General features: G+C 46.9%; 26 protein-coding genes. 22 read left to right on the forward strand and 4 right to left on the reverse strand.

Translation table 11 applies throughout. From position 1 onward, the window contains the following. Positions 1–13: 13 nt before the first annotated feature. The 8 genes from atpD to MTR82_RS06375 all read left to right on the forward strand — a co-directional run bounded on the left by atpD (position 14) and on the right by MTR82_RS06375 (position 6,583). Positions 14–1,429 carry a F0F1 ATP synthase subunit beta gene (gene atpD, locus MTR82_RS06340; protein ID WP_052650692.1) on the forward strand — a complete coding sequence of 472 codons (1,416 nt, stop codon included), beginning with the start codon at positions 14–16 and terminating at the stop codon, positions 1,427–1,429. Positions 1,430–1,453: 24 nt separating this feature from the next. Continuing rightward, positions 1,454–1,858, forward strand: coding sequence for a F0F1 ATP synthase subunit epsilon (locus MTR82_RS06345; protein ID WP_052650693.1), 405 nt, complete (start codon positions 1,454–1,456; stop codon positions 1,856–1,858). 130 nt (positions 1,859–1,988) lie between these two features. After that, a complete protein-coding gene (locus MTR82_RS06350) occupies positions 1,989–2,222 on the forward strand; it encodes a DUF1146 family protein (RefSeq protein ID WP_246808329.1) in 234 nt (77 codons plus the stop codon). A 343-nt stretch (positions 2,223–2,565) separates the two neighbouring features. Next, positions 2,566–3,864 (forward strand): UDP-N-acetylglucosamine 1-carboxyvinyltransferase, encoded by a 1,299-nt coding sequence (gene murA, locus MTR82_RS06355; protein WP_246808330.1) that lies wholly within the window; start codon positions 2,566–2,568, stop codon positions 3,862–3,864. A 257-nt stretch (positions 3,865–4,121) separates the two neighbouring features. Then, on the forward strand, positions 4,122–5,114 hold the full coding sequence (mreB, locus tag MTR82_RS06360; RefSeq protein WP_052650696.1) for a rod shape-determining protein: 993 nt from the start codon (positions 4,122–4,124) through the stop codon (positions 5,112–5,114). A 208-nt stretch (positions 5,115–5,322) separates the two neighbouring features. Beyond that, complete coding sequence (locus MTR82_RS06365) at positions 5,323–5,589, forward strand: DNA-directed RNA polymerase subunit beta (protein ID WP_052650697.1); 267 nt, start codon at positions 5,323–5,325, stop codon at positions 5,587–5,589. 59 nt (positions 5,590–5,648) lie between these two features. Next, complete coding sequence (gene fabZ / locus MTR82_RS06370; RefSeq protein WP_052650698.1) at positions 5,649–6,086, forward strand: 3-hydroxyacyl-ACP dehydratase FabZ; 438 nt, start codon at positions 5,649–5,651, stop codon at positions 6,084–6,086. A gap of 113 nt (positions 6,087–6,199) precedes the next feature. Further along, the gene (locus tag MTR82_RS06375; protein ID WP_052650699.1) at positions 6,200–6,583 is read left to right on the forward strand and encodes a hypothetical protein; all 384 of its coding nucleotides are present in this window, start codon (positions 6,200–6,202) and stop codon (positions 6,581–6,583) included. A 49-nt stretch (positions 6,584–6,632) separates the two neighbouring features. Here the strand turns inward: MTR82_RS06375 and MTR82_RS06380 are convergent, their stop codons facing one another. Continuing rightward, on the reverse strand, positions 6,633–7,070 hold the full coding sequence (locus tag MTR82_RS06380) for a YwpF-like family protein (RefSeq protein ID WP_246808331.1): 438 nt from the start codon (positions 7,068–7,070) through the stop codon (positions 6,633–6,635). 292 nt (positions 7,071–7,362) lie between these two features. Between MTR82_RS06380 and MTR82_RS06385 the strand changes: the two genes are divergently transcribed. Together MTR82_RS06385 and MTR82_RS06390 are read left to right on the forward strand one after the other, a co-directional pair. Then, positions 7,363–7,776: a single-stranded DNA-binding protein gene (locus MTR82_RS06385; protein WP_110925567.1), complete on the forward strand. Its 414-nt coding sequence runs from the start codon at positions 7,363–7,365 to the stop codon at positions 7,774–7,776. Positions 7,777–7,799: 23 nt separating this feature from the next. Next, positions 7,800–7,943 (forward strand): hypothetical protein, encoded by a 144-nt coding sequence (locus tag MTR82_RS06390; RefSeq protein WP_199876584.1) that lies wholly within the window; start codon positions 7,800–7,802, stop codon positions 7,941–7,943. 52 nt (positions 7,944–7,995) lie between these two features. Here the strand turns inward: MTR82_RS06390 and MTR82_RS06395 are convergent, their stop codons facing one another. Further along, positions 7,996–10,719, reverse strand: a complete 2,724-nt coding sequence (locus MTR82_RS06395; protein ID WP_246808332.1) for a DEAD/DEAH box helicase — start codon at positions 10,717–10,719, stop codon at positions 7,996–7,998. After that, on the reverse strand, positions 10,716–12,248 hold the full coding sequence (locus tag MTR82_RS06400) for a hypothetical protein (protein ID WP_246808333.1): 1,533 nt from the start codon (positions 12,246–12,248) through the stop codon (positions 10,716–10,718). Before MTR82_RS06400 ends, MTR82_RS06395 begins: the two co-directional genes overlap by 4 nt. A gap of 317 nt (positions 12,249–12,565) precedes the next feature. On the opposite strand from MTR82_RS06400, the gene MTR82_RS06405 reads away from it, so the two are divergent. The 7 genes from MTR82_RS06405 to MTR82_RS06435 all read left to right on the forward strand — a co-directional run bounded on the left by MTR82_RS06405 (position 12,566) and on the right by MTR82_RS06435 (position 18,589). Further along, positions 12,566–12,925: a hypothetical protein gene (locus MTR82_RS06405; RefSeq protein WP_052650703.1), complete on the forward strand. Its 360-nt coding sequence runs from the start codon at positions 12,566–12,568 to the stop codon at positions 12,923–12,925. A 106-nt stretch (positions 12,926–13,031) separates the two neighbouring features. Further along, the gene (locus tag MTR82_RS06410; protein ID WP_052650704.1) at positions 13,032–13,487 is read left to right on the forward strand and encodes a hypothetical protein; all 456 of its coding nucleotides are present in this window, start codon (positions 13,032–13,034) and stop codon (positions 13,485–13,487) included. Positions 13,488–14,012: 525 nt separating this feature from the next. Continuing rightward, on the forward strand, positions 14,013–14,837 hold the full coding sequence (locus MTR82_RS06415; protein ID WP_246808334.1) for a M55 family metallopeptidase: 825 nt from the start codon (positions 14,013–14,015) through the stop codon (positions 14,835–14,837). Positions 14,838–14,878: 41 nt separating this feature from the next. Next, complete coding sequence (locus tag MTR82_RS06420; RefSeq protein ID WP_246808566.1) at positions 14,879–15,802, forward strand: S66 peptidase family protein; 924 nt, start codon at positions 14,879–14,881, stop codon at positions 15,800–15,802. A 365-nt stretch (positions 15,803–16,167) separates the two neighbouring features. Beyond that, a complete protein-coding gene (locus MTR82_RS06425) occupies positions 16,168–16,389 on the forward strand; it encodes a DUF2187 family protein (protein WP_052650706.1) in 222 nt (73 codons plus the stop codon). A 282-nt stretch (positions 16,390–16,671) separates the two neighbouring features. Beyond that, a complete protein-coding gene (locus MTR82_RS06430; protein WP_246808336.1) occupies positions 16,672–17,289 on the forward strand; it encodes a hypothetical protein in 618 nt (205 codons plus the stop codon). After that, positions 17,282–18,589 carry an efflux RND transporter periplasmic adaptor subunit gene (locus MTR82_RS06435; protein WP_052650707.1) on the forward strand — a complete coding sequence of 436 codons (1,308 nt, stop codon included), beginning with the start codon at positions 17,282–17,284 and terminating at the stop codon, positions 18,587–18,589. Before MTR82_RS06430 ends, MTR82_RS06435 begins: the two co-directional genes overlap by 8 nt. Before the next feature lie 124 nt (positions 18,590–18,713). Here the strand turns inward: MTR82_RS06435 and MTR82_RS06440 are convergent, their stop codons facing one another. Continuing rightward, the gene (locus MTR82_RS06440) at positions 18,714–19,625 is read right to left on the reverse strand and encodes a C40 family peptidase (RefSeq protein ID WP_246808338.1); all 912 of its coding nucleotides are present in this window, start codon (positions 19,623–19,625) and stop codon (positions 18,714–18,716) included. 223 nt (positions 19,626–19,848) lie between these two features. On the opposite strand from MTR82_RS06440, the gene MTR82_RS06445 reads away from it, so the two are divergent. The 5 genes from MTR82_RS06445 (at position 19,849) to MTR82_RS06465 (ending at position 25,502) form a co-directional block, all read left to right on the forward strand. After that, positions 19,849–20,118 (forward strand): YhdT family protein, encoded by a 270-nt coding sequence (locus MTR82_RS06445; protein ID WP_246808339.1) that lies wholly within the window; start codon positions 19,849–19,851, stop codon positions 20,116–20,118. Continuing rightward, complete coding sequence (gene panF, locus MTR82_RS06450) at positions 20,115–21,575, forward strand: sodium/pantothenate symporter (RefSeq protein WP_052650710.1); 1,461 nt, start codon at positions 20,115–20,117, stop codon at positions 21,573–21,575. Before MTR82_RS06445 ends, panF begins: the two co-directional genes overlap by 4 nt. Before the next feature lie 28 nt (positions 21,576–21,603). Further along, complete coding sequence (locus tag MTR82_RS06455; protein ID WP_246808341.1) at positions 21,604–22,515, forward strand: DMT family transporter; 912 nt, start codon at positions 21,604–21,606, stop codon at positions 22,513–22,515. A gap of 197 nt (positions 22,516–22,712) precedes the next feature. Then, the gene (locus MTR82_RS06460) at positions 22,713–23,873 is read left to right on the forward strand and encodes an aminotransferase class I/II-fold pyridoxal phosphate-dependent enzyme (protein WP_246808343.1); all 1,161 of its coding nucleotides are present in this window, start codon (positions 22,713–22,715) and stop codon (positions 23,871–23,873) included. Positions 23,874–23,888: 15 nt separating this feature from the next. Then, the gene (locus MTR82_RS06465) at positions 23,889–25,502 is read left to right on the forward strand and encodes a M20/M25/M40 family metallo-hydrolase (RefSeq protein ID WP_246808344.1); all 1,614 of its coding nucleotides are present in this window, start codon (positions 23,889–23,891) and stop codon (positions 25,500–25,502) included. Positions 25,503–25,619 lie beyond the last annotated feature (117 nt).

Here is a 25,619-nt window from a genome sequence, read left to right on the forward strand (position 1 = left end):
AGGAGGGAACAGCATGAACACAGGACACGTTCTTCAAGTTATGGGTCCGGTTGTAGACGTTAAGTTTGCGAATGGCCAACTTCCAGCGATCTACAACGCCCTAACTGTATATATTGATCGTCCAGGCCAACAACAAGTGAAATTGACGCTTGAAGTGGCGCTTCACCTTGGTGATGATTCAGTACGCACAATTGCGATGGATTCCACCGATGGATTGCAACGTGGTTCAGTAGTAACCGATCTAGGCAGTGCTATCACTGTTCCAGTTGGAGAAGTAACTTTAGGCCGCGTATTTAACGTATTAGGAGAAGTCATCGATTTAGGGGAAGAAATTCCAACAACTGAACGCCGTGACCCGATTCACCGTTCAGCACCGACTTTCGAACACTTATCCACAGAAGTTGAAATTCTTGAAACAGGTATCAAAGTAGTAGACTTGCTTGCTCCTTACATCAAAGGTGGTAAAATCGGTCTCTTCGGTGGTGCCGGTGTAGGTAAAACCGTTCTTATCCAGGAATTGATCAACAACATCGCGCAAGAGCACGGTGGTTTATCTGTATTCGCTGGTGTTGGTGAACGTACACGTGAAGGAAATGACTTATTCCACGAGATGAGCGATTCTGGCGTTATCAAGAAAACATCAATGGTCTTCGGCCAAATGAACGAGCCGCCTGGTGCGCGTATGCGTGTTGCCTTGACTGGTTTGACAATGGCAGAATATTTCCGTGATGAGCAAGGCGCAGACGTTCTTTTGTTCATCGACAATATTTTCCGTTTCACTCAAGCAGGATCTGAAGTATCTGCCCTACTAGGACGTATGCCTTCAGCCGTTGGTTACCAGCCGACACTTGCTACGGAAATGGGTCAATTGCAAGAGCGTATTACGACTACAAGCACAGGTTCTGTAACATCTATCCAAGCGATTTACGTACCAGCCGATGACTATACGGATCCGGCTCCGGCTACAACTTTCGCTCACTTGGATGCGACAACGAACCTTGAGCGTAAACTTTCTGAAATGGGTATCTACCCAGCGGTGGATCCTTTGGCTTCGACTTCACGCGCATTGTCGCCTGAAATCGTTGGTGAAGAACACTATTCAATTTCCCGCCAAGTTCAAGAAACGCTTCAGCGCTACCGCGAACTTCAAGATATCATTGCCATCCTTGGTATGGATGAGTTAAGTGATGAGGATAAACTGACGGTTAACCGTGCACGCCGCATCCAAAACTTCCTTTCTCAGAACTTCCACGTTGCTGAACAGTTCACAGGCCAAAAAGGTTCTTACGTTCCTGTTCAAGAAACGATCAAAGGATTCAAAGAAATTCTTGCTGGTAAATACGATCACTTGCCGGAAGATGCTTTCCGTCTAGTAGGACGTATTGAAGATGTTATTGAAAAAGCTAAAAGCATGGGCGTAGAAGTCTAAAACAAGGGACCAGGAGGGGAAAAAATGAAGACCATTACAGTCAATATTGTCACTCCCGACGGCCCGGTATACGATTCAGAAGTTTCTATGGTAATAGCAGTTACAGCGACAGGTGAGATGGGTATCTTGCCTGGCCATATTCCTACAGTAGCTCCTCTTGGAATCGGTGCAGTCCGATTGAAGAAAGAGAACTCGACTGAATTAGCAGCTGTAAGCGGCGGATTCTTGGAAGTTCGTCCGGATAAAGTGACGATTCTTGCTCAGTCTGCAGAACTTGCGACAGATATTGATCTGGCGCGTGCACAAGAGTCTGCAAGACGTGCAGAAGCGATGCTTCAGGCGAACAAAGGTGAAGTCGACTTTCAACGTGCAGAATTAGCATTAAGACGTGCGAAGAATCGTATCAACGTTTATGAGGGTAACATTTAATAGGAAAAGCGAAAACGGCTGAGGAATTGGCCGTTGGAGTTCAGACATTAAATGAAAAGAGTAGAATGTTATGAGCGGGCAGAAGGGAAATTGACTTTTGCCCGCTTTTTAAATAGGAGGGATCAGTTAGATGGAAACCGCCATTGGGCAGCAAGCCCTCATTTCAATTGTCAGCCATATCTTTTTTACGGGTGTCGCGTTTTACGCATTGCGTGCAGTGATGTTTGAGAAATGGATCCGCAAACAGCATGTGCTGCAAGCGCAGATCCTGTATATTTTCCTCAGTATTGCCATTGGGACAGCGGTGTCTACTTTCTTTTTGAACATCTCTTCATGGTCAAGACAATTGCCTTATCTATTCTAGGTTTGCTAGTTTGCCATGAGAGCGATTTTCGCGCATATGGCAAAACAGCAAACCTTAAAAATTATTTCCCGGGGAATAACGAAATTCATGTTTAGCTCGTAAAAATAAGGGAAATTAGAGTTTGTAATCAAATTGTAATATATAATTTTATGGGACGGACATAAGGACTCATTATTATACGAATGTTATACTAACTGGATAATATAACTACTAAAATGAGCGTTAAGTTACTTGTATAATTAATAAAAAACGGGTATTATGGAAAAGGTTTTGTTTGCAAACTATGACATTGGACTTTAAAGGGTACATATAGATGAATATTTAACATATGGAGGGCATATCAGTGGATCAGATTATCGTTAAAGGCGGCCAAAAATTAAAAGGGAAAGTTCGAGTAGAAGGGGCTAAAAATGCAGTTTTGCCAGTTCTGGCAGGAGCACTACTCGCATCATCCGGAAAAAGCATCATTAAGGAAGTACCTAATCTAGCAGACGTATACACTATTCAAGCAGTGCTTAAAAGTTTAAATGCGTCGATTGAATACTTCCCTGAAAAGAATGAAATGGTGATTGATTCATCAGAAACATTATCCAGTGAAGCACAATTTGAATATGTGAGAAAGATGCGTGCTTCAATTTTGGTGATGGGGCCACTCTTAGCGCGTAATGGATTCGCTAGAGTTGCTTTGCCAGGCGGCTGTGCAATCGGCTCTCGTCCAATCGATCAGCACTTAAAAGGTTTTGAAGCAATGGGTGCCCAAATTACATTTGGAAACGGTTTTGTTGAAGCGAATGTGAACGGAAGACTTCGCGGAGCAAAAATCTATTTGGATTTCCCGAGTGTCGGCGCAACTGAAAACATCATGTCGGCAGCTGCTTTAGCTGATGGCGTGACAATCATCGAGAACGCGGCAAAAGAACCGGAAATTGTAGATTTAGCAAACTATATCAACGAAATGGGCGGCCGCGTAGTCGGTGCCGGTACAGACACAATGCGCATCGAAGGAGTAGAAGAATTGCACGGAGCAGTTCATCACATTATTCCAGACCGTGTTGAAGCTGGAACATTCATGGTAGCAGCAGCGATCACGGAAGGCGATGTCATCATCGAAAATGCAGTGCCTGAACATATGGCTGCATTGATTTCTAAAATGGGCGAGATGGGTGTCGAGATTAAAGAGGAAGAAGAAGGATTGCGCATCCGTTCAACCCGTCCGCTTCGTTCAATTGATATCAAGACAATGCCGCATCCGGGATTCCCGACAGACATGCAGTCTCAAATGATGGCTTTAATGTTGACGGCTACTGGTAATGGGATTTTAACAGAAACTGTTTTTGAAAACCGCTTCATGCACGTAGAAGAATTCCGCCGCATGAACGCGTCGGTTAAAATTGAAGGACGCTCAGTCATCATGGAAGGCCCTTCACAATTGCAAGGAGCCGAAGTTGCAGCAACAGACCTTCGTGCTGCAGCCGCATTGATCCTAGCAGGTTTGGCTGCTGAGGGCATTACGCGCGTTAACCAATTGCAGCATTTAGATCGTGGCTACGTGAATTTCCATTCGAAGCTTGCCGCTTTGGGAGCAGATATTGAACGCGTATCTTTAGTTGAAACGGAAGTCAAAGAGGAACAAACGGTCTAATTCTACCATCATTTATTTTTCTTTCAATAACCCGTGAGGCCAATTCGCCTCACGGGTTTTATTGTGCCCGGTTTTGAAAGCGCGCAAATCATTATCACAAAATTTTATGGTTGATGAAATATTTTCTGATTCGAATCGGGTCTTTATTCCTTGAAAATTCTTTTTCTTTTCTAATCACACTATGCTAAAATGTTCATTTAGGAGAGTCTTTTTAGATAACAGAGTAGGTACAGAAAGCTGGAAGGGGAAGCGTAATAATGTTTTCAAAAGATATCGGTATTGATTTAGGGACGGCAAATGTTTTAATTCACGTAAAAGGAAAAGGCATCGTATTAAATGAGCCATCGGTTGTTGCGCTTGACCGAAAAACAAATCGTGTATTGGCAGTGGGGGAAGAAGCCCGCAAAATGATCGGGCGCACACCTGAAAATATTGTGGCAGTCCGGCCGCTTAAAGATGGCGTCATCGCAGATTTTGACGTGACTGAAATGATGCTAAAGTACTTCTTGAACCGTTTGAAAGTGAAAGGCTTTATGAGCAAGCCGCGCATCTTGATTTGCTGCCCGACCAATATTACGAGCGTGGAGCAAAAAGCGATCCGGGAAGCAGCCGAGAAATCGGGCGGCAAGAAAGTGTTCTTGGAAGAAGAGCCGAAAGTGGCAGCAATCGGAGCCGGAATGGACATTTATCAGCCAAGCGGCAATATGGTCGTTGATATCGGAGGCGGGACGACGGATATCGCTGTTTTATCCATGGGCGATATCGTAACGAGTGAATCGATTAAAGTGGCAGGCGATGTTTTTGATCACGACATTCTTCAGTATGTGAAACGCCAATATAAATTATTGATCGGCGACCGAACAGCAGAAAACATCAAAATTGAAATCGGTTCTGTGTATGGCGGCAGCCGCAGCGAAGAAATGGAAATTCGCGGCCGTGACATGATGACCGGATTGCCGCGGATCATCAAAATTCAGTCTGCTGAAATAGAAGAAGCCTTGAAAGAATCGGTCGCCATGATTGTCGCTTCTGCGAAAAGCGTGCTCGAAAAAACACCGCCGGAACTTTCAGCGGATATTATCGACCGCGGGGTGATTTTAACAGGCGGCGGAGCCCTGCTCCATGGCATTGACCAATTGCTTGCAGAAGAATTGAGAGTCCCGGTTTCTCTGTCCGAAATGCCAATGGATTGTGTGGCGCTTGGAACGGGCATCATTTTGGACAACATCCAGAAGCTTTCGCGCCGTTAAAACCGTATAAAGGCATCAGTCGACTTTTAAGCAGAATGCCTTATGGCGATGGTAAAAATCTTTAGTATAATGATAATTAATGCATATTACCGAAGTGGGAATCCGGATCTCTTAAAAAGCGATACAGGGTGTAGCCACTGCCGTATAGAATTCTTGAAGATTGACTGCCTTAGATAGGCATGCATCAATAGAAAGGTTGACTGAGTGAATGGCTGAAACAAAAAAGAAGGTCTCCCTTCGAAAACAAGCAAAAGCCGAAAAGGCTCCGGAAAAGGATGATAAACAGACTTGGTGGGTCCAAATTCGTTTATTTCCAATCTGGCTTCGAATTGTTCTTGTCCTGGCATTGATCGTGCTGGCGGCAATTCTGGGGGCTATGGTCGGTTATGGCGTCATTGGGGACGGCGAACCGAAGGATGCCCTGAAATGGGAAACATGGCAGCATATCATAGACATCATGAGCGGAAAGAAATAATTTTTCCGCTTGTATGAGTTTCAAGCAAATACATAATTTATGGTTGAAGGAGTGGGAGTATGTTAACGACCGAACAAATTCAGGCAATTTTACCGCATCGCTATCCTTTTTTGATGGTGGACCGGATTTTGGAAATCGAAGCGGGCAAAAAAGCGGTAGGGTTAAAGAACGTCTCAGCCAATGAGCAATTTTTCAATGGCCATTTCCCTGGTTATCCGGTTATGCCGGGTGTACTGATCGTCGAAGCTTTAGCGCAAGTTGGAGCGGCAGCGGTATTGCAGCTGGAAGCCAACAAAGGCCGCTTGGCATTCTTCACCGGCATCGATAATTGCCGCTTTAAGCGCCAAGTCGTTCCGGGCGACCAATTGCGGTTGGAAGTGGAATTGACGAAATTGCGCGGATCGATGGGCAAAGGGCATGCCATTGCCACAGTCGACGGCGAAATCGCTTGTGAATGCGATATTTTATTCGCGTTAGGGCCGGTAGTTGAAAAATAAACTCGGATTTGTATTTGAAAGTTCATTCCTGTAAAATGATTCAGGGAAATACATAGGAGGGGAATAGCGGGAAGCAAGTGCTATTCTTTCTTGCGGAGTGTAGGAGGTTTACCATGTACAAAACATTGCCGACAGGCGTTAAAAGCAGCATCACACGCTCCATCTCAAAAATATTTGAAGCCTACATGGCGGATATCGAGTGGGATGAAGAACGTTTTAATTTAGAAGACTTCGTCAAAGTTTGGAAAGACTATATCGAAAACAGAGCCGCTTGGTATGAGAAGGTTCCGCTCGAAGTCAAGTTAAGCCCGGAGTTCCATGAAGAAGTGGCGAATAAAATGAATCAGATCATCGATAAGATTTTGAACGAGCCGCCTTCAGAAGACCAGATCGCCCGTATTGAAATCATGCAGGAATCGATGGACACGCATTTCGATTATTCATGCAGAGCAGAAGCAGCTTTTGTGGAAACGAAATTAAAAGCCATGAAGAACTAATTATATAAAAGGCTGGCCGAGATGGAATTCCATCTTGGCCAGCCTTTTCTTATGCTTTGGATTCGTCTTTTCGCAAGCCTGGACGTGTGCGCATGTCCGACTCGAAGCGCTCGAGCAGCTCCTCGCCTTCGAGTCCGTCTTCAAGCAGTTCGGACAATAGCGTTTCCGCATATTTCCGGCGCGCTCGTTTTAAGGTTCCTTTCATGAGCACGGAAACTTGGTTGCCCATGACTTTGACGTCATAGATGGCTACTTCAAAGGTGGCCGGTTCGTTTCCAGGGTAAGAGATGACGACTTTCACATCATAGATATCCCCAGTTTCCATCATTCGATCGAAGCTTTCTTTGTAGTCTAATTCCATCAGCATTTCAAGCACCCATGAACGGTGGCTATTTTCTTGGTTGATAATGATTCCATCAATTAAAGGATAATCCGTCACCTCGTCTTCTTTGACGACTCCAAGTGACAGCATTTTAAATGTTTTCACGCCAATTCCTCCAAACATCGCTTTTTTTCAGTATAGCATAGCCGAAAACATGCCGCTTCTCGGCTGGAAAACCGTTTTATTTTTCCTGTTATTATGCCAAATTCCATTTTTCCGCAAACCAGAAAAGACTTCAGAAACCGCTTAGCCATTAGGGTTTCGGAAAAAAACAATTTTTGCATTGGATGAAAAATCAGATTTCATCGTCGTTTTCGAACCAAAAATGGAATTTCGCCTTTTGCGCAATATTCACTTTCCTTAGTATAGTGTTAATAAGCCAAAAGGAGGTGAAAAAATGAATCAAGTCGGAATCGTTGGCCGCTTAACAAAAGACCCGACAATGCGTGTGATGAGCGAAGGGCGCGTACATACTTCTTTCATCGTCGCTGTGTCCCGGAATTACAAAAATCAGCGAGGAGAAGTGGAAACGGATTTTGTTCTCTGCTCCACCTGGGGCAAGCCTGCCCACAACGTTTCGAAATACTGCACCAAAGGCTCTTTGGTAGCAGTGACAGGGAGATTGCAATCCCGCCATTACGATAAAGAAGACGGTTCCCGCGTTTATGTCACAGAAGTGCTGGGGGATCAAATCCGTTTTCTGGATAAAAAACGGCCAAAAGAAGAAGCCGCTCCTAAACCGCTGGAACCTGGGTCTGAAGCAGACTTTGATTTCCAGCCGCCAGGAACGGCCACTGTTATAAGCACTTAATTAGGATAAGGAGGCACTTAGTTATGCCAAAAAACGTTCAATTGCAATTGGAAGTGCATATGGAGCAATTAATCAAACTGACCGCCTTGCTTCATCGCCGTTTGGCAGAGGCGGAGCGGGAACTGGGTGAACTGAAAGAAAGCATCCGTTCCGTCCAGCAAGGATGACGTTTTCGCTGACCAGAAGGAGATCCGGTTGGGTGGGGGCTCAGCCGGATCATTATAGATTATACGTAAACAGTTCCTTCAATTCACTGTCTGACAGCTCCGTCATCCACTGGCTGGACTGGATAAATTGTTCGGACATTGTCTGCTTTTGAGTCAGCAGCGCATCAATTTTTTCTTCAATTGTGCCAATGGTCACGAATTTATGGACATGCACGAATTGGGTTTGGCCGATTCGGTAAGCCCGGTCTGTTGCCTGGTTTTCGACTGCCGGATTCCACCATCTGTCTGCATGCAGCACATGAGTAGCTGCTGTCAGGTTTAAACCGGTTCCCCCAGCTTTTAACGAGAGGATGAAAATCGGAAATTTGCCGTTCTGGAAAGCAGCTACGAGAGAATCGCGCTGATTTTTTGGCATGCTTCCAGTCAAGAAGGGAACTTCATGGCCATATAATTCATTGATGGCTTGCTGCAATAAATGCCCCATGCCGATATATTGAGTGAAAATCAGGCATTGTTCTCCGCGCTCGGCAATTTCTCCCGCCAGAGTCACAATGCGTTCAAGTTTTTGAGACCGCGGCAATATTTCTGCGGCGGAAGTATAAGGTTCTTTCAAATACAATGACGGATGATTGCATAATTGTTTTAGTTTGCTGAGCATCTTTAAAACAAGGCCTTTTTTCTCAAATCCGGTGAGCGTCTCCATTTTCTGCACCGTGTCCTGCACTAAACCTTCATATAAAGCTGCTTGTTCCGGCGTTAGTGGACAATATTCCAGCTGCTCTTGCTTCTCAGGCAAATTCAATTGCAAGTCCGGATCTTTTTTCGTACGGCGCAGCAAGAATGGCTGAATGCGCTGCCGCAGCTTTTCTTTCGTTTCTTCGGAATCGTCGCGTTCAATCGGAATCATGAAATTCTCCTGGAACTGCTTGATGCGATACAAATAGCCTTTATTGATAAAATCGAAAATCGACCAAAGCTCAGATAGCCGGTTTTCAATCGGGGTCCCGGTTAAAGCGATATGATGGTCGCCTTTAAATTTGCGGATGGTGCGGGATTGCTTCGTATACATATTCTTGATATTCTGCGCTTCATCCAATGTGATGCTCGTCCAGTGGACGCCTTGGATTTCTTCTGCATCGGAAGACGCGATGCCGTACGTAGACAACACGACATCCGGTTTCTCATTCTGCAGGAACGCCTGGAAATCTTCGCCTTTTGGCCGGGTGCTGCCGTAATGAGTGACGACTTTCAAGTCCGGGCCAAAGCGTTCCAGCTCTTTTTGCCAGTTGCCGAGCACGGAAGTCGGGCAAATGATCAATGAAGGCTGCTCCGACTTCTTCGCATGAACATGCAGAAGGTAAGTGATCAATTGCACCGTTTTTCCAAGTCCCATATCATCTGCTAGGCAAAGGCCAAAGCCTTCTTCGCGCATGAACACTAAATAATCGAAGCCAGTCTTTTGATAAGGGCGAAGTTCTGTATGGAGATTTTCAGGAATCGGTGTTTCCGGCAAATCGCGCTTATCCAGCAATTTATCGAGCAAGGTCCGCAACGATCGATTCAGATGGAACTCAATGAGCGGGTCTTCTTCATCTGCACCTTCCTCAAGCATAATTTCCGGGACATTCTGGAACAGCATGTCCTTAATTGTCCAATCGGCGTCATCCGCTTCTTCGATCATTTTCCGAAGCTGCATGAGCAAATTGGAATCTACCCGTACCCATTCATTGCCGATGCGGATGAATTCTTTGTTCTCAGCTACGAGCTGTTGGAAATCCTGCATGCTGAGCTCGTGGCCGTTCAATGAAAACTGCCAGTCAAAACGGACAATTTGATCCAAGCCGACTACGGAAGCTTTTTTGACCGGCGAATGGATATTGGCCTTCACCCGGATTTTGGATTCTTGGACCGCTTTTAGCCAAGAGGGAATGGAAACTTCGATGCCGAATGATTGGAGAATCTCCGCATCATTGCGCAAGAACTCCAGCACTTCTGCATCTGTCCATTCCGCGTGGTAAAGGCGGTCTTCGTCATAGTTTTCTACAGAAGGGCAGAGGCTCAGGATCAGCATCTGTTTTTCTTTGATCTCCTGCTGATGGTTCCGCCATTTTTCAGGCAGCACTTTATCGAAAGGTTCATCCATCCGCCGTTTGGAAGGGGTCCAGTAGACGCTTCCGCGTTTGGAGCGAAGAACCACTTTAAAGGACCAGAAAGCATCGTCCTGCGGTTCGCCGAGTTGGACTGCCATGACGTAGTCGTCGCTTGCAGGCAAACCGTCCCATCCGGCCTGCTGGACAAAATGCTGGATGAATGGCAGCTGAGCCGTGGACAATCCTTTTTGGCGCAATTGATGTTTGATGGTATCGCTCAGAAAATCCTGGATTTCCGGATCTCCGTATGCCGAATCGATCAAAATGTCTTCTCCGTCGACCGAGATATGATCCCATAGCTTTGGATCGTTTAAGGAATCGGCCACTTTTCCCGCAAGATTCAGCCACGTTTCGTCTTCTGGAGTCTGGCCGGAAAAGGACACATAGTGATGCGCTTCCCGCTGAAATAAACGAACAAATTCAGCAGGCGTCAATAGCAGATCAAGTCCGTCGATCCGGGCAGTCAAGCCGAAAAAGCTTTCTTTGTCGAGGAAGTATAGGTACGGTTTCCAGACTTCCGGCGGAATCCGGTTGCCGGTTTCATTTATCGCCTGCACCCGGAATTCTTCCGAGCGCCGGATTTTTAAATAATAGGTGCGGTTTCCTTCGGTTTGGAACTGATTCATACAAGATGTCCTTTCTCGATCTCTTCCTGGAGTGCCCGCAGGCGTTTGTTTTGCGTACGAATCTCATTGATATACGCATTCCAGAACTCCAGTTGACCGCTTTTCTTGCAAGCGGCTTTCATTTTCTTCCACATCCGGACCGCCTGTTTATAGCTGGGGCGGTTGCGTTCTTCCAAATAATCCATCGCATAGCGGTGGAACAGAGGGAGGACGAAATCCGGAGCAGCTTCCTGCACTTCTTTCAAGCCGCATTCCTCCGCGAAATAAAGCGGGGAATTGTGGAGGTGGTGAAGTTCCGCCCATTGCTTGAACTGTTTTTTCTCGATTAAATAAGTGGAATAAGCCGGGAGGCCGTAATGGCCGAACTGTTTAAACAAATCTTCCCAATCGGCTTCGCTTAAATGGATCAATGAAAACAGCCTGCTCAATACCCGCACATATTGGTGGCGGTATTGTGTATAAAGGCCTTCAAATAGGAAGGTTCTCACGTTCGGTTTGATCGACATCAAAATGGCGGTCAACGCTTGCTCATGTGTTTCGCTTTCTGCGAGGATGGCAAGCTGCACCCAATCCGGTGTTTCATCCGGTGTCAGTTTTTTTGCTTTGACGTTATCGCCAAGCAGAATGGCGAAAAAGGCTTCGATTCGCGGTTCTGGACGGGCAAACGAAGCGAGCTCATCTTTCCGGAGCTTCGCTGTCGTAAATAGAGATGTCCAGAACAACTGGTAAACCGTAAAGCGCTGCGAAAAGGATCCGTCTTTCACCGTAACAAAACTATGCACCAAGTTTCTCAAATGTTCCAGAAAAGCATCCGCTTCAAATGTGCGGTGCTGAACGCGTAATTGTTCCAACAGATCACGGAGCGCATGCAATTCATCATCGAACCACGTTTTAAAGAACGAATGGTGCACTTCCTGGGTGCCGGCGATATACGTTTCCCATACTTCCATCAAAGAAACCAAATGGGCATAGGTGCGGTAAAATACTTTCCATTCACGTTCAAGCGGAACAAATGACAACGCGTTTTTCAATCGGCCGTCATATAACTGTTCAAAGTAGAAATAATTGCGTTTCGTGTAATCCGGAACCGGTTCCCGCCATGCATTGCGGATAATGTGGACCCATTGCACCGGAGACCGTTTATCCGTCAGCAAATTAAGCTGTTCTGCTGGGCGGGCGCGCCAAGCGGCCACCCATTCCGATAACGAGCCGATTTTTTGGTAGAGGGAAAAAACGACCGCAAGCTTGTGGCGGCAGTTCTCTTCCTGCGGACAGGCGCAAACCGCTGTCATTTTTTCGAAATTCAAAACAACTTTAACTGTATGAGCGTCTTTTACGATGGCTTCGAGCAGGAGCCGTTCTTCATTGAACGACAGAATCTGGACGCCATCATGGCGCACTAAAAAGACTGCTTTTCGAACCATTTCCTCATCCATTTCACGAGATGGATTGAGTGAGTCGTCGATAGCAGCCATATAATTGTGGATCGTATCATCAAAACGTTTTGCCAAGTGTTGAACTGTTGCCATTTACATCGCCCCAAAATAAAACTTTCCTTCTATTATACGGCTTTACAGCTTCTCCGTAAACGATGAAGGAAAGTTAATTGCTGTCTTTGTTTAGGTATTTAGATTTTAATCACGGAATTCTCTTTGTTATTTTCTTGATGAAATCATCACGAATGCTGTCATATAGGCGTGTAGGGGAAGTGAGAAGAGAGAAAACGGCATCGCCTTCCCATTGAATTAGAACAAACCAATTGCTTTAAGAGAGTTTCAGGCAAAGCAATTTTTGCGGACTAAACAAACAATTTCTAAACAATGAAGCCAGCCAAGGAGGAGTAAGATTGATCAATTCATATGTTTTGGAGATACCGGATTTTGGGTATATGTTAAAGCAAGAAGATGTGGAAAGATTTGAATTATTTCTATTGATTGCCAATGACGAATACCGAAAAATTTCCTGGCTCGCATTGCCGATGAAGGAAAGTTTCGTATTCATTGGAAAACGAGTTTCAGGCAATAGTCCATTGAAAGCCGTGCGGCTCGATTTTAAAAACAATCGTATTGTCTTTTACAGGGGCCAGTTGACTGAGCAGGCATTTGAAGATTTTATTTATTGCCTAATTGATTCTCTGTTTCTTCATGTCCACCCGGATCAATTGCATTTTTTGGTGTTGCCTGCTGTTTTGAAAGCAGAAAAATAATTGGCATAGACTGGCTATCCCGTGCTTTTTTATATCCGAAACCGCAAATTCATGGTATGATTAATGTAGTAAGAAAATTCTAATTTCTTATAAAGGGGGGAGTGTCATGTTGCACGTTAAATTGATGAAGCCTTTTTATACAAAGAAAGAAGATCATTTGATTAAATTCGTCTTTGCTTATCAATATTTCTCAATCATGAAAGATGATGAGCTGTTTCACTTTATCCCGGTAGAAGGAAAAGAAATCGTCGTCAATTTAAACACCTTCCAAGTGGAAAACCTTTCGGAAGTGTTTGTGTTCCAGAAAGGAAACCGTTTCATCCGTTTGCCGCTTTATCAACTGCTGCTGGTTTCAGATATCCACACGCACCTTCAGGCGATTTTGCAGGAAGAAAGAGCGGGCTTGCTGGAAGTGAATGACCAAGCGAAGCAAGAAGCTGAAGAAGCGATTCATTTTCTTGAAAAAGAAAACTTCAACCGCATGATCGACTATGCATTATCAGAGCGCAATGAAGAAATGTTCCATCATTTGCTCGAAGAACAACAAAATGGAGGTTTGTAAAGTGGATATGGATTATGGATAAACGCCTGCCCCGGCCATTAAAGAGGAGCAGGCGTTTTTAAGTGCGCAAAAACGAATAAAAGCCCTATTTCCGGATATGCGGAAAAGGGCTTTTATTCTTTAGGGTTCTTCATAAGTCACCTCTCATAAAGCTGTGAAAATCGTCAGCATGAACATAAATATGGTCGAACCGACTAATCCAAGTGCTAGATCTCCTAATTCCAGTTCCAATACTTTTTCAAAATTCATCTGCAATCGCTCCTTTGCTGTCAGAAGATCTAGTGTGCTATAGCGGAAACCCTTTTGCGATTTCCCTGTTATTTATAGCTTATTGTTATCATAAGAGATCTTATAGAATCCGTCATGAATCTAAATAACTAAAAATTCTAAATAATTTGTAATTCGTCCGTTTTATATGAAAAGAATCGATTTTCCTTGCTTCAAGGAATAGATAGCAATTGTATTCATCGCCTGCTATTGCTACATTTGTAAATAAGAAGTTGAGAGGAAAGGAAATCAGCCGGTATGAAATTCTATTTGTCGATGGATATGGAAGGCGTTACAGCGCTTCCGGATTATACATATGTGATGTCTAAAGAACCGAATTATGAACGCGGCCGCCGTTTGATGACCCAAGATGCCAATGCAATTATCCACGGGGCATATGAACAAGGGGCTGCCCGGTTTGTCATCAACGACAGCCATTCGAAAATGAACAATCTCATTGCAGAAGATTTGCATGAAGAGGCGGAACTGATCACGGGCGGCGTCAAGAGGCTATCGATGGTAGAAGGGCTGGATTCCAGTTTCGACGGTCTGCTGTTGGCCGGCTACCACGCACGGGCGGGACAAAAAGGCGTCATGTCGCATGCCATGGTTTTTGCGGTCCGCTCCATGTGGATCAATGAAACCGAAATTGGAGAGCTGGGTTTTAACGCCTACGTAGCGGGTCATTTCGGAGTACCGGTTTTATTCGTCGCCGGCGATGACTGTGCTTGCCGGGAAGCGGAAGCACTTATCCCGAATGTTGTCACAGCAGCAGTGAAAGAAAGTATAACGCGTTCAGCGGTGAAGACCCTTCATCCGAAAAAAGCGCAGCAACTCCTAAAAGAAAAGACGAAAGAAGCAATTCAAAACCGTGGGAATGTGGAGCCGCTCGCGCCGCCGGAATCGCCGCTCCTGCGGATTGAATTCACCAATTACGGAGAAGCGGAGCTGGCCGCAATGATGCCAGGCTGTGAAATTGAAGAAGGCACCACGGTTGTCCGGTTCCAGGCAAAAGATATACTGGAAGCTTACCGCGCAATGCTCGTCATGACAGAACTTGCAGACCAAGCAAAATTCTGCTGAAAACGACCAGGAATATAAATGATAAGAAGGAGTGGATGGATTTGCGCACAATGCCAAAACGTTTAAAAAAAGGAGATACGGTCGGGATCATTTCGCCGTCAAGCCCGCCGAATCTTGAAAACTTGCAGAAAGCATTGCCTTTTATAGAAGGGCTGGGCTTAAAAGTGAAAATGGGGAAATCAGTCGAAGCGAAACACGGCCATTTAGCAGGGAGCGATGACGAACGATTAGCAGATCTCCATGCCATGTTTGAAGACCCGGAAATCGCAGGAATTATTTGTGCCGGCGGCGGCTATGGGGCAGCCCGCTATACGGAAAAGATCGATTTTCAAATGCTCAAAGAAAACCCGAAAGTGTTTTGGGGCTATTCCGATATTACGTTTTTGCATACGGCCATTGGCCAATACGCAGACCTTGTCACTTTCCACGGGCCGATGCTTGCTTCTGATGTTGGGAAAGATACCTTCCACGAACGCAGCGCCCGGATGTTCGGCCAGCTGTTTGCGCCGTTTGAATTGTTTTATTCGGAAGAAATCTCGCCTTTGACTGCGTTGACAAGCGGTGTGGCGGAAGGGGAACTGGTTGGGGGCAATCTGTCTTTGATCCGTTCAGCGATCGGCACGAAATTTGATCTGGACACGGCCGGCAAAATTTTATTGATCGAAGATATTGACGAAGAGCCGTATCAAGTCGATGAAATGCTGAACCATTTGCGCATGGCCCGCAAATTTGATGGCGTGGCTGGAGTGGTTATCGGAGATTTTAAAAACGCGGAACCGAAAAAGCCGGAAAGATCGCTGACTTTGGATCAAGTTTTAGAGGATTATTTCAAAGAAATGAAAGTCCCGGTTGTCAAAGGCTTCAAGATCGGCCACTGCGAACCGCATTTTTCCGTACCGCTTGGCGTGAAGGCAAGGCTCGATGCGGATGAAAAAACATTGACCATCCTGCCGGGCGTCGAATAAAGAAAAGCGGAAACGGCCGTGTAGATTCGCCGGACATAAGACGGGCTGGCGAAGCGGCGATCTGTGCCGCACAGCCAGAACGGTTTATGTCCCAAGAATCTGGCCGTAGGAGTCTGGACAATAAAGAAAAGCGGAAACGGCCCGTCAGCCCCGACAGGCTTAAGGCGCACAGCGTCGGAAATCCTGATTTCCAGAGCTGGGTGGCTTAATATCCCGAGGGGCTGGCCGTTGGAGTCTGGACAATAAAGAAAAGCGGAAACGGTCCGTCAGCCCCCGAAATGTAAAGCGCCTTAAGAGGTGAAATCCTCGTCGATTTATGCTATAATGAATAGATATTGTTTCTATAAAGAGAGGCGAGGATAACGATGGCATTTCAACCACATGAAAAAGAAGTTTCTGAATTTGTAGCAGCTCGCAAAATTGGCGAATGGATCTCCTTCACTCGCAATGGCGTGGAAGTCAATGGAACCATTTTTAAAATCATGGATAATTCGGTAATTGTCGAGATTTCGCCGGAAGATGCAAAAGAAATTGGTGCGGCATCCAATATGACCGTAATTTCACATAAGAAATATAAAATTGTTTAAGATTTAAACCTTCCGCTTCCTCGGAAGGTTTTTATTTTAGGCAGAGCTTTCTGGCGTTTTTTGGATTTGGCGGTGCTTATTCTATGCCTTTTGGCTCAAAGCGCCGCATATTGAAAAATGTGGCAGGTTTTGCGTTTCAAAGATTAGCGTTTTTTGGTAAAGTAAAGTATGCAGAACCATCATTTGCACCGAAAGGAATCACAACGCATGATATTTGATTTTAAATTCTGGCATTATTTTACCAGACAGGGAGAACTTATACATAATTTGCACGAATCGGAGATGAGACGATTTAATCAGCGGCTTGCCTGGATTCTCGCTCTAGGCTTGCTGGTTTTTGCGCTGTGCGAAATTTGGGGGATGAATACGTCTTCGTTGACGCCGTACCTTGCCGCTGGCGAATGGGATACGTATACGCTCGCACGTTGGACTTCGCTTGCCGGAACGTTGATTTGGGCCGGGCTTTACCTGGCATTCCATTCCTACGGGGTGGCTTATTTATTCGCCCGCATCACGAAGATGCCTTGGCGGTCAGCTCTGGTCATGCAGACGTACGTCCTCGCCCTCTTAATTATTGAGAAAGCCATTACGTTCGTGATTTTTGCAGTTGTCGGCTATACGCTGCCCGTTTCCATACTATCGTTTGGGCCAATGGCGGCATCATTCCTGGATGTACCGTTTTTAACTTTCTTCTTCAATCAACTGACGCTGTTCACCGCACTCATCGTTGCTGTGCAATACCGTTATGTCCGGAGTTTTACAGAATACTCTCCGAAAAAGGTTTTATTTGCATTGATTCTCATTCACGTGGTTGTGGCTTTGACGGTCGCCTCGTTCAGCTTGATCCCGCTTGATGAAATCATTGCCGATTTCACGAGAGGAGGCGCTTCCGTTGAATAGATTCTTTTTCATCGGCCTTTCCGTCGCCGTCACCGCATTTTTGGCCACGAATGCCTTATTGATGTTTGGCGACAAAAGCATATTGGCAAAAGACGTATACGTCAGTGAATACGAACGGGCATATGCGAATACGTACACCGAAAAGTTAGCAAAAGAGGCCTTGATCGAGCCGCTTGGTGCGACGCAAATTTACGTTCAAGACTCAGAAGCGATTGAGCAATGGCTTGTTTCTGAAGGAGACGTGATTGAAGCGGGTTCAGAACTGGCGATGTTGAACGAAGCCGAATCAGAAGACCAGCGCGCCATTTGGGAATCTGAACGAGATGCATTGCTGCAGGAAAGAGGCGAAGTCCAAAGCACGAAATCTTCGCTTGAATCGGCCCGCTCCAGCCAGCAAAGCCGTTCAGAGTCGAGAGACGCTTCGGATAACTCGACTGTCACAAACGGAGAAGGCGACACGGTTGAACTGAACGTTGACTTGTCTGTCGGGGTCGATGTAGAAGTGCCGCAAGACGGCTCGTATGCAGCGGGCATTGCCCAAGCCGAGCAGCAGCTGGCAGCCATCGATTCGAAACTGGCCGTTGTGGAAGCGCAATTGGCGCAAAGTGTTTCAAATCCGGCGTTGATCAGTCCGGTGGAAGGCGTCGTGTCTTCCATTCAGCGAAACTCGGAACCGCTTAGCATTGAAATTTATTCCAATGAAAGATCATTTGTCACCTACGTATTAGAAGATGAGTGGCAAGATGTTTCCGAACAGGACCGGGTATTTGTGCATGCGGAAGGCATGGGGAAAGCAATGCCTGGGACGGTATTGAAAAAATCACAGGTTCCTGCTGAAGAAACAAGATGGCTGGAAGCTTACCGGACACTGGATCCGAAAGAGCAGAAGAATCCGTTGGCATTTTATGCCGTGCATATCATGACCGACGAGCCGATTGAAGCAAGCATGCCGTTTGGCAGCAAAGCCAACGCTTCAATCATCACCAACGAGGCAGCGGATGCTGTTGCCTTGCCGGAATCGTGGATCTTCGATCGGGCAGACATGAATGGCTCAGTCAATGCCTTAACTGAAAAAGGCTATGCTGCCGCCGTTCCTGTTATGGTCAATTTTGATTTGAATGGCAAAGCGGTGTTGTCTGAAGGCGTGGTTCCAGGAACAGTCGTTGTCACAGACGGCAAGCTCGAAAACTTCACTTCTCCGCCGGCAGTCTTTATGCCATTTCCAAGCGAACAGCCGGATTTCGAGTTTGCGAAAAACACGAACTGGCGCAACTATATCGAATACTTGCTTGCACGATAAGCAGGAAAAACCCCTTGGCCGCACATAAGGCCAAGGGGTTTTTGCATCTAATAGCTAAAAGAAAAGATTGCCTGCTCGGCAGAAAGAATACATAATAAAGAACTGAACGAATGATTCGATTGGCTTATTTCAAAGCTTTTAAGCGTTTAAATCCGACGAAATGCTGATTCCAATAAGGGGTAGCCAAATTGGACACTTCGATTCCTTTGCTGCCGGCATGGATAAAGGAGTTATTGCCGGCGTATATGCCCATATGCGAGATGCCTGGCTTATATGTATCTTGGAAAAAGACCAAGTCGCCGATCGCCGGATTGGCGATTTCAGAAGAAAGATTATAAAAGCCGACGGTGTCTGTGCGGGATACTTTTAATCCTGCCTGCGAGTAAACATAATAGATAAATCCGCTGCAATCAAATCCGGCAGGGGTTGCGCCGCCGAATACATAAGGTGTACGCTCTAATGAATAGGCGATTTTCAATGCAGCTGCATAAATGGAGCTAGCTTGATTGCCGACAGGCGCTGCAATCGGTGCAGGAGTAGGAATCGGAGCGGGCTTTTCAGCGGATACCGGAACGACTTTAGAAGGCTGTTGGGCACTGCCGATTTTCAAGGTTTGGTTGACCAGAAGGTTCGTGGACCCGAGCTTGTTCCAAGCGATGATCTGGTCTGCCGTGACCCCGTATTTTTTCGCGATGCTGTAAAGCGAATCGCCTTTTTTGACCGTGTAAGTGGTGGTGCCGGCACTCGGCGCCGGAGTGGTTGGTTTAGCCGTCACTTTTGCTTTCACCGGGTTTTTCACTTTTTTTGGCGCGGCGATCACTGCGTTCCCGACATTAAGGGATTGGTTGGCGTAGAGTGAGTCGCTGCTGAGCTTATTCCAGGATTTTAAATCCGCGACGCTGACTTTGTATTTTTGGGCGATTCGGTAAAGGGTATCTCCAGGTTGTACCTTATACGTTGCGGCTTCCGCCAAGGGAAGAGAGACGGTGGAGAATAGAGCGATAGCCAATACACCGGACAGTAATTGTTGCTTCATGCTTCAACCTCCAAAGGTAAGATGTTTTTAATATAGGTGATAAAGAATATTCAGTCAATAGATTTTTAGGATATTTTACGTATATCGTTAGTGGTAAGATAAGAAAAAGGTCATTTTAATAAGGTTTTGATGAAAGGAAAAGAAACTAAATACAACTTTTAAAATGAAAAAATTGCGTCAAAAGACTAAAGGGGAATTAAGACTATAGAACGGAGTGGAATAAATGAAAGAAACGGATTGGCGTTTTAAAATTGCGAACCGGGAAGCGTTGATTGGATTGGGATTGGCATTATTCAATTTTGTCTGGTGGTTCGCATTCGCTTATGGAATGGGAAGCCGGCCGGTTGAAGAGTACAGCTATGTATTCGGTTTGCCGGATTGGTTTTTCTGGAGCTGCGTAGTAGGTTTTTTGGTGATCGTCGTTTTAGTGATTGTCATCGTAAAATTTTTCTTTGTAGAAGTACCTTTTGATGAGGAGGGCGATGATCGATGAATTATGCAGTTATCATTCCGATGTTTATTTTCCTATTAATCATTTTTGCAATCGGCTATTGGTCGAGCACCAAACTTTCTGCAAGTTCAAATTTCATCAATGATTATTTCCTCGGAAGCCGGGAACTAGGCGGTTTCGTACTCGCAATGACGATGGTCGCGACTTACGGCAGCGCCTCAAGCTTCCTTGGTGGGCCCGGAACGGCTTACACGATGGGCTTCGGCTGGGTATTGCTCGCGATGACGCAAGTGGTCACCGGTTATTTTGTCTTGATGATCCTAGGCAAGAAGTTTGCGATCATGGCGCGCCGCTACGAAGCGGTCACGATGATCGACTTTCTAAAAGCGCGCTACAACAGCACATGGGTCGTGATCTTATCGGCGCTCAGCATCATCATTTTCCTGTTTTCTGCGATGGCCGCACAGTGGATCGGCGGAGCGCGCCTGGTCGAATCGCTGACGGGCCTTCCGTATAATACGGCTTTATTCATTTTCGCGGTCAGCGTCCTGGTTTACGTTACCATCGGCGGATTCCGCGCAGTAGCGGTAACTGATGCGGTGCAGGGAGCGGTTATGTTTATCGGAACTTTGATCTTGCTGATTGCGGTCATTATCGCAGGCGGCGGCATTTCGAATATCATGGCGGACTTGATCAATGAAAATCCGAACTTGGTGACGCCTTACGGGGCAGACGGCAATTTGAGCGCAGCTTACGTTTCGTCTTTCTGGATTCTGGTCGGTGTCGGCGTGGTCGGTTTGCCGCAAATTACGGTACGCGCGATGTCCTACAAAAGTTCGCGTTCGATGCACCGGGCCTTGATTATTGGAACGATCGTTACCGGATTCATTATGCTGAACATGCATTTGATCGGTGTGTTCGCGCGCCCGATTTTACCGGGCATCGATATCGGCGACAAAGTCATTCCGATGATTGCGCTTGAAACGCTTCCGCCGTGGGCAGCCGGAATTGTCCTGGCGGCTCCGATGGCAGCTATCATGTCGACAGTCGATTCCTTGCTGATTTTGGTCAGCTCATCGATTGTCAAAGACGTCTATTTGAATTACATCAAACCCGATGCCGATTTGAAAGCGATCAAACGCCTGTCATTTGGCGTCACAGCGGCGCTTGGCATCATTGTCTTCCTGTTCGCATTGGATCCGCCAGACCTTCTGATCTTCCTGAATTTATTTGCATTCGGCGGTTTGGAAGCGGCATTCATCTGGCCGGTGGTTCTTGGGCTGTACTGGAAATGGGGCAATAAATACGGAGCGATTGCCTCGATGGTGACGGGAATCGGAAGCTACGTTTTCCTTCACTTGTACAATGAAGCGAATGGCAATTTGTTCGGAGTCCATACGGTCACGCTGCCGGTCCTGCTTTCACTCGTCGCTTTTATCGTGTTCAGTTTGCTGATTGGGCGAGGAGCATACGACTATAATGTGAGGGCAGCGAAATAATCGGCCGGGCGAAGGAAGGTCTTCAGATTTGAAACCATGGAAAATCTATCTGCTCTTAACGCTCGTCATGCTCATGTGGGGCATTAATCTGCCCGTCGTCAAATACATGATCGAATTTGTCGATCCGATTACGCTCACGGCTTTCCGGATCATGCTTGCCGGAATGGCTGTTATGGGCATCCTCGCTGCCATGCGGCTGTTGAGATGGCCGAAGAGGAATGAATGGAAATACATCGGGCTTGGCGCTTTGCTGAATGTTGTCGGCCATCATTACTTTTTGTCGAGCGGGCTATCCATTACGAGCGGTTCGAATGCCGGATTGATCCTCGGGACTGGACCGATGCTGACAGCCGTGCTGGTGTCGCTGATCATGCGAAGCTATCCGTCGAAACTTCAATGGCTCGGCGTTTTCATCGGCCTTGCCGGAGTATCGGCAACGGTGCTTGTCGGAAACGAAGCCGCTTCCGGCATGAACATCGGCGACATTTTTGTCTTCCTATCGATTTTGGTGCAAGTCTTCAGCTATATCGTCATCGCGAAAGCGGCAGCTACCATGGATCCGCGTGTGTTGACGGGCTATATGTTTGTGCTCGGTTCAATCGTACTGCTCATGATTTCCTTGATCCAGGAACCTGGAGAAATTCAAGCCTTCAAAGAAGTGCCCGCGATTTTCTGGCTGGGCTTCGCTTTCTCCGCCATCATTGGAACGGCAATGGGGCATATGCTTTACAACTACTCGATTGGACAAGCGGGACCGACAAAAGCCGCCATCTTCATGAATTTGAACACACTGTTTTCTCTCGTTGGAGCGGCCGTCATCCTCGGTGAAAAGATTACCAGCGGCCATATTTACGGCCTGGTGCTGATTGTCATCGGCGTGCTATTTGGTTCAGGCGCTGCGGAAGATCTGCTCCGAAAGAGAAGAAAACGGATGGAATAAAAGAGGAGATCCCACCTGCTGTCATTTGACGGCGGGTGGGATTTTTTGTAGTAGGGCATGGTGAAGTTGTATAAAAGCTCAAGTGATTTTCGGAATGGAAGAAAATGGTGCGAAGCTTCTCAGCCCGCCGCCCTTTATTTTCTCATTTATTGCAATATAATAGAGGAAAGCCAAAACGTGAAACGGAGAGTATGAACATGTCCTTACAATTGAATCCACGCGCCGAAGCGCTGAAGATTTCGGGAATCCGCCAATTTTTCAATCAATTGGTCGACTACCCCAACGCAATCAATTTAACGATCGGCCAACCCGACTTTCCAACGCCGGAAAAAGTCAAAGAAGCGGGGAGAGCGGCGATTGCAGCTGATATGACAAGCTATTCCCATAACGCTGGGCTGCTTGAACTGCGGCAGGAAATTGCGTCTTTTTTTAGCGATACGTATAACCTTACATATAACCCACAGACGGAAATCATTGCGACAAACGGCGCCAGCGAAGCACTTGATGCGACGTTCCGCACCATTCTTTGCGAAGGCGACGAAGTCATTATTCCGGCGCCTTGCTTTGCCGGCTATGAACCGCTTGTTTCCTTGAACGGCGGCAAAACGGTCCTGCTGGATACGTCGAAGACCGGACTCGTGCCGACGGCTGAATCGATTGGAGCCTTGATTACGCCGAAAACAAAAGCCATCTTATTTAATTTCCCATCCAATCCGACAGGTGTGACGTTGTCGAAAGAGCAGATGGAGCCGATTGTGGAAGAATTAAAGAAGCATGAAATTTTTGTGCTGACGGATGAAATTTACAGCGAAAACACATTTATCGGCTCGCATACGTCATTTGCGTGCTTTGAAGACATTAAAGACCGGACGTTCCTGATCCACGGCCTGTCGAAATCGCATTCCATGACCGGATGGCGGATGGGCTTTCTGCTCGGACCTGAGAAATACGTGAAGCACATCTTGAAAGTGCATATGTACAATACGGTCTGTGCTTCGGTGCCGACGCAATACGCAGCGATCGAAGCGCTGAAAAATAACCGGCATGTGCCGGCGGAAATGAACAGGGCCTATATGGAGCGTTTGGAATTTGTCTATGGAAAATTGACCGAAATGGGGCTTGACGTAGTGAAGCCGAACGGCGCCTTTTACATTTTCCCTTCCATCGCCAAATACGGCATGAGTTCATTTGAGTTTGCCACGCGTTTATTGAAAGAAGCGGGGGTTGCTGCAGTGCCGGGCACCGCGTTTACCGAATACGGCGAAGGCTTCCTGCGGATTTCCTATGCGTACTCCATGCCGACGCTCAAACAGGCGATGGAGCGGATGGCGGCTTGGCTGAAGACCTTGGATTACTAGAAAGGGGAGATAGAGATGGCATTAATGTGGGGGACGCCGGATAAATTGCAGGAGCTGTTATGTGAACTGGTGAGCTGGAAAAGCATGACGCTGACTGAAGGCGAAGTGGAATTCGCCGGCCGGCTAAAAGAAAAACTAGAGACGATTCCCTATTTCCAGGAGAATCCGGACCATCTGTTTCTCGGTGAAGTCAACTGGGGGCGCCAGTACGTGACGGCGCTTTACAAACATCCGGAAGCGGCCGACACGATTGTGCTCATCAGCCATTTCGATACGGTCCATACAGACGAATATGGAGATTTGGAGCCGCTCGCTTGCCGTCCGCTTGAACTCGGGGAAGCATTGAAGCTGGTCCGTGATGAACTCGATCCGGAAGCCCAGGCCGACCTTGATTCCGGCGACTACCTATTCGGGCGCGGGACAATGGACATGAAAGCGGGGCTTGCGCTCCACATGGCGACGATTGAAAAAGCGGCCCATGAAAACTGGCCGATCAATCTCGTGCTGATGACGGTGCCGGATGAAGAAGTAAATTCAGCCGGCATGCGCTACGGCGTTTCAAAGCTGCTGGATTTGGAGCGTGAGCATGGGCTCGAATATATTTTATTCCTAAACGGCGAACCGGTTTTTGCGATGAAGCCGGGCGACACTGCCCATTACCTGTACACGGGATCCATCGGCAAAATCATGCCGTCCGCCCTGTTCTACGGCAAAGAAACGCACGTCGGCGAGCCGCTGTCCGGCATCACGTCAAGCTATATTTCGACGTATTTGACGCACCGGATGGAATGGAATCCAAGCTTCAAAGAAACCGTCTACGGGGAAACAACGCCGCTGCCGGTAACTTTGACGCAGCGTGACATCAAACAAGAATACTCTGCACAGACGCCATACCGCACGAGCGCGATGTATAACGTCTTCATGATGGAGCGCAACGCTGAAGAAGTGTTCGAGATTTTCGAGCAAGTGGCAAAAGACGCCGCCGCCCATTGTACACGCGATTACCTGGCGATGTGCGAGCGCGAAAGCATCGAGCCGGTCGGCGAAATCCGCGTCATGCGCTACCAGGAATTGATGGATTACGCCATCGGCAAATTCGGCATCGACTACGTCAACGAAGCCCTATACGATACGCTGATGCACCCGGAATGGGACGTCCGCGAAAAATCGATGCACATCGTCGACATTCTGCTGATCAATTGCCAGGAACTGACGCCGGCTATTGTGCTGCTCTATGCGCCGCCGTACTACCCGGCCGTCAATTCTTCGGAAGATGAACTCGTCAAGCAATGCGTCGAACAAGTCACAACCAACGCGATGAATAAATTCGGGCTAGAGATGCAGCAAGTCCATTACTTCAACGGCATCTCGGATTTGAGCTACGTCAACTACGGCGACCAAGGCGACGGCTGGATCACCTACGAACGGAACACACCCGTCTACGGCGACACCTACAGCATCCCGTTCCAAGCCATGAAAGAACTCAAAGTACCCGTGCTAAACGTCGGCCCCTTCGGCAAAGACGCCCACAAGCGCACCGAACGCCTGCACATCAAAAACACATTCGAAGAAATGCCGGTGCTGCTGGAAGAGATGATCTTGTCGATTCCTATTAAAAGCAGGCATTGAATAAAAGCGGGAGCCTCCACTTAGGGTGGGGGTTCTTTTTTTGTGTGTGGGGAGGGAGTTAGTGTCGGTAGCAAAGTGGCTAGTGTCGATAGCAAAGTGGCTAGTGTCGATAGAAAG

Origin of the sequence: Planococcus ruber, assembly GCF_022819085.1 — a bacterium.
Lineage (GTDB): Bacteria > Bacillota > Bacilli > Bacillales_A > Planococcaceae > Planococcus > Planococcus ruber.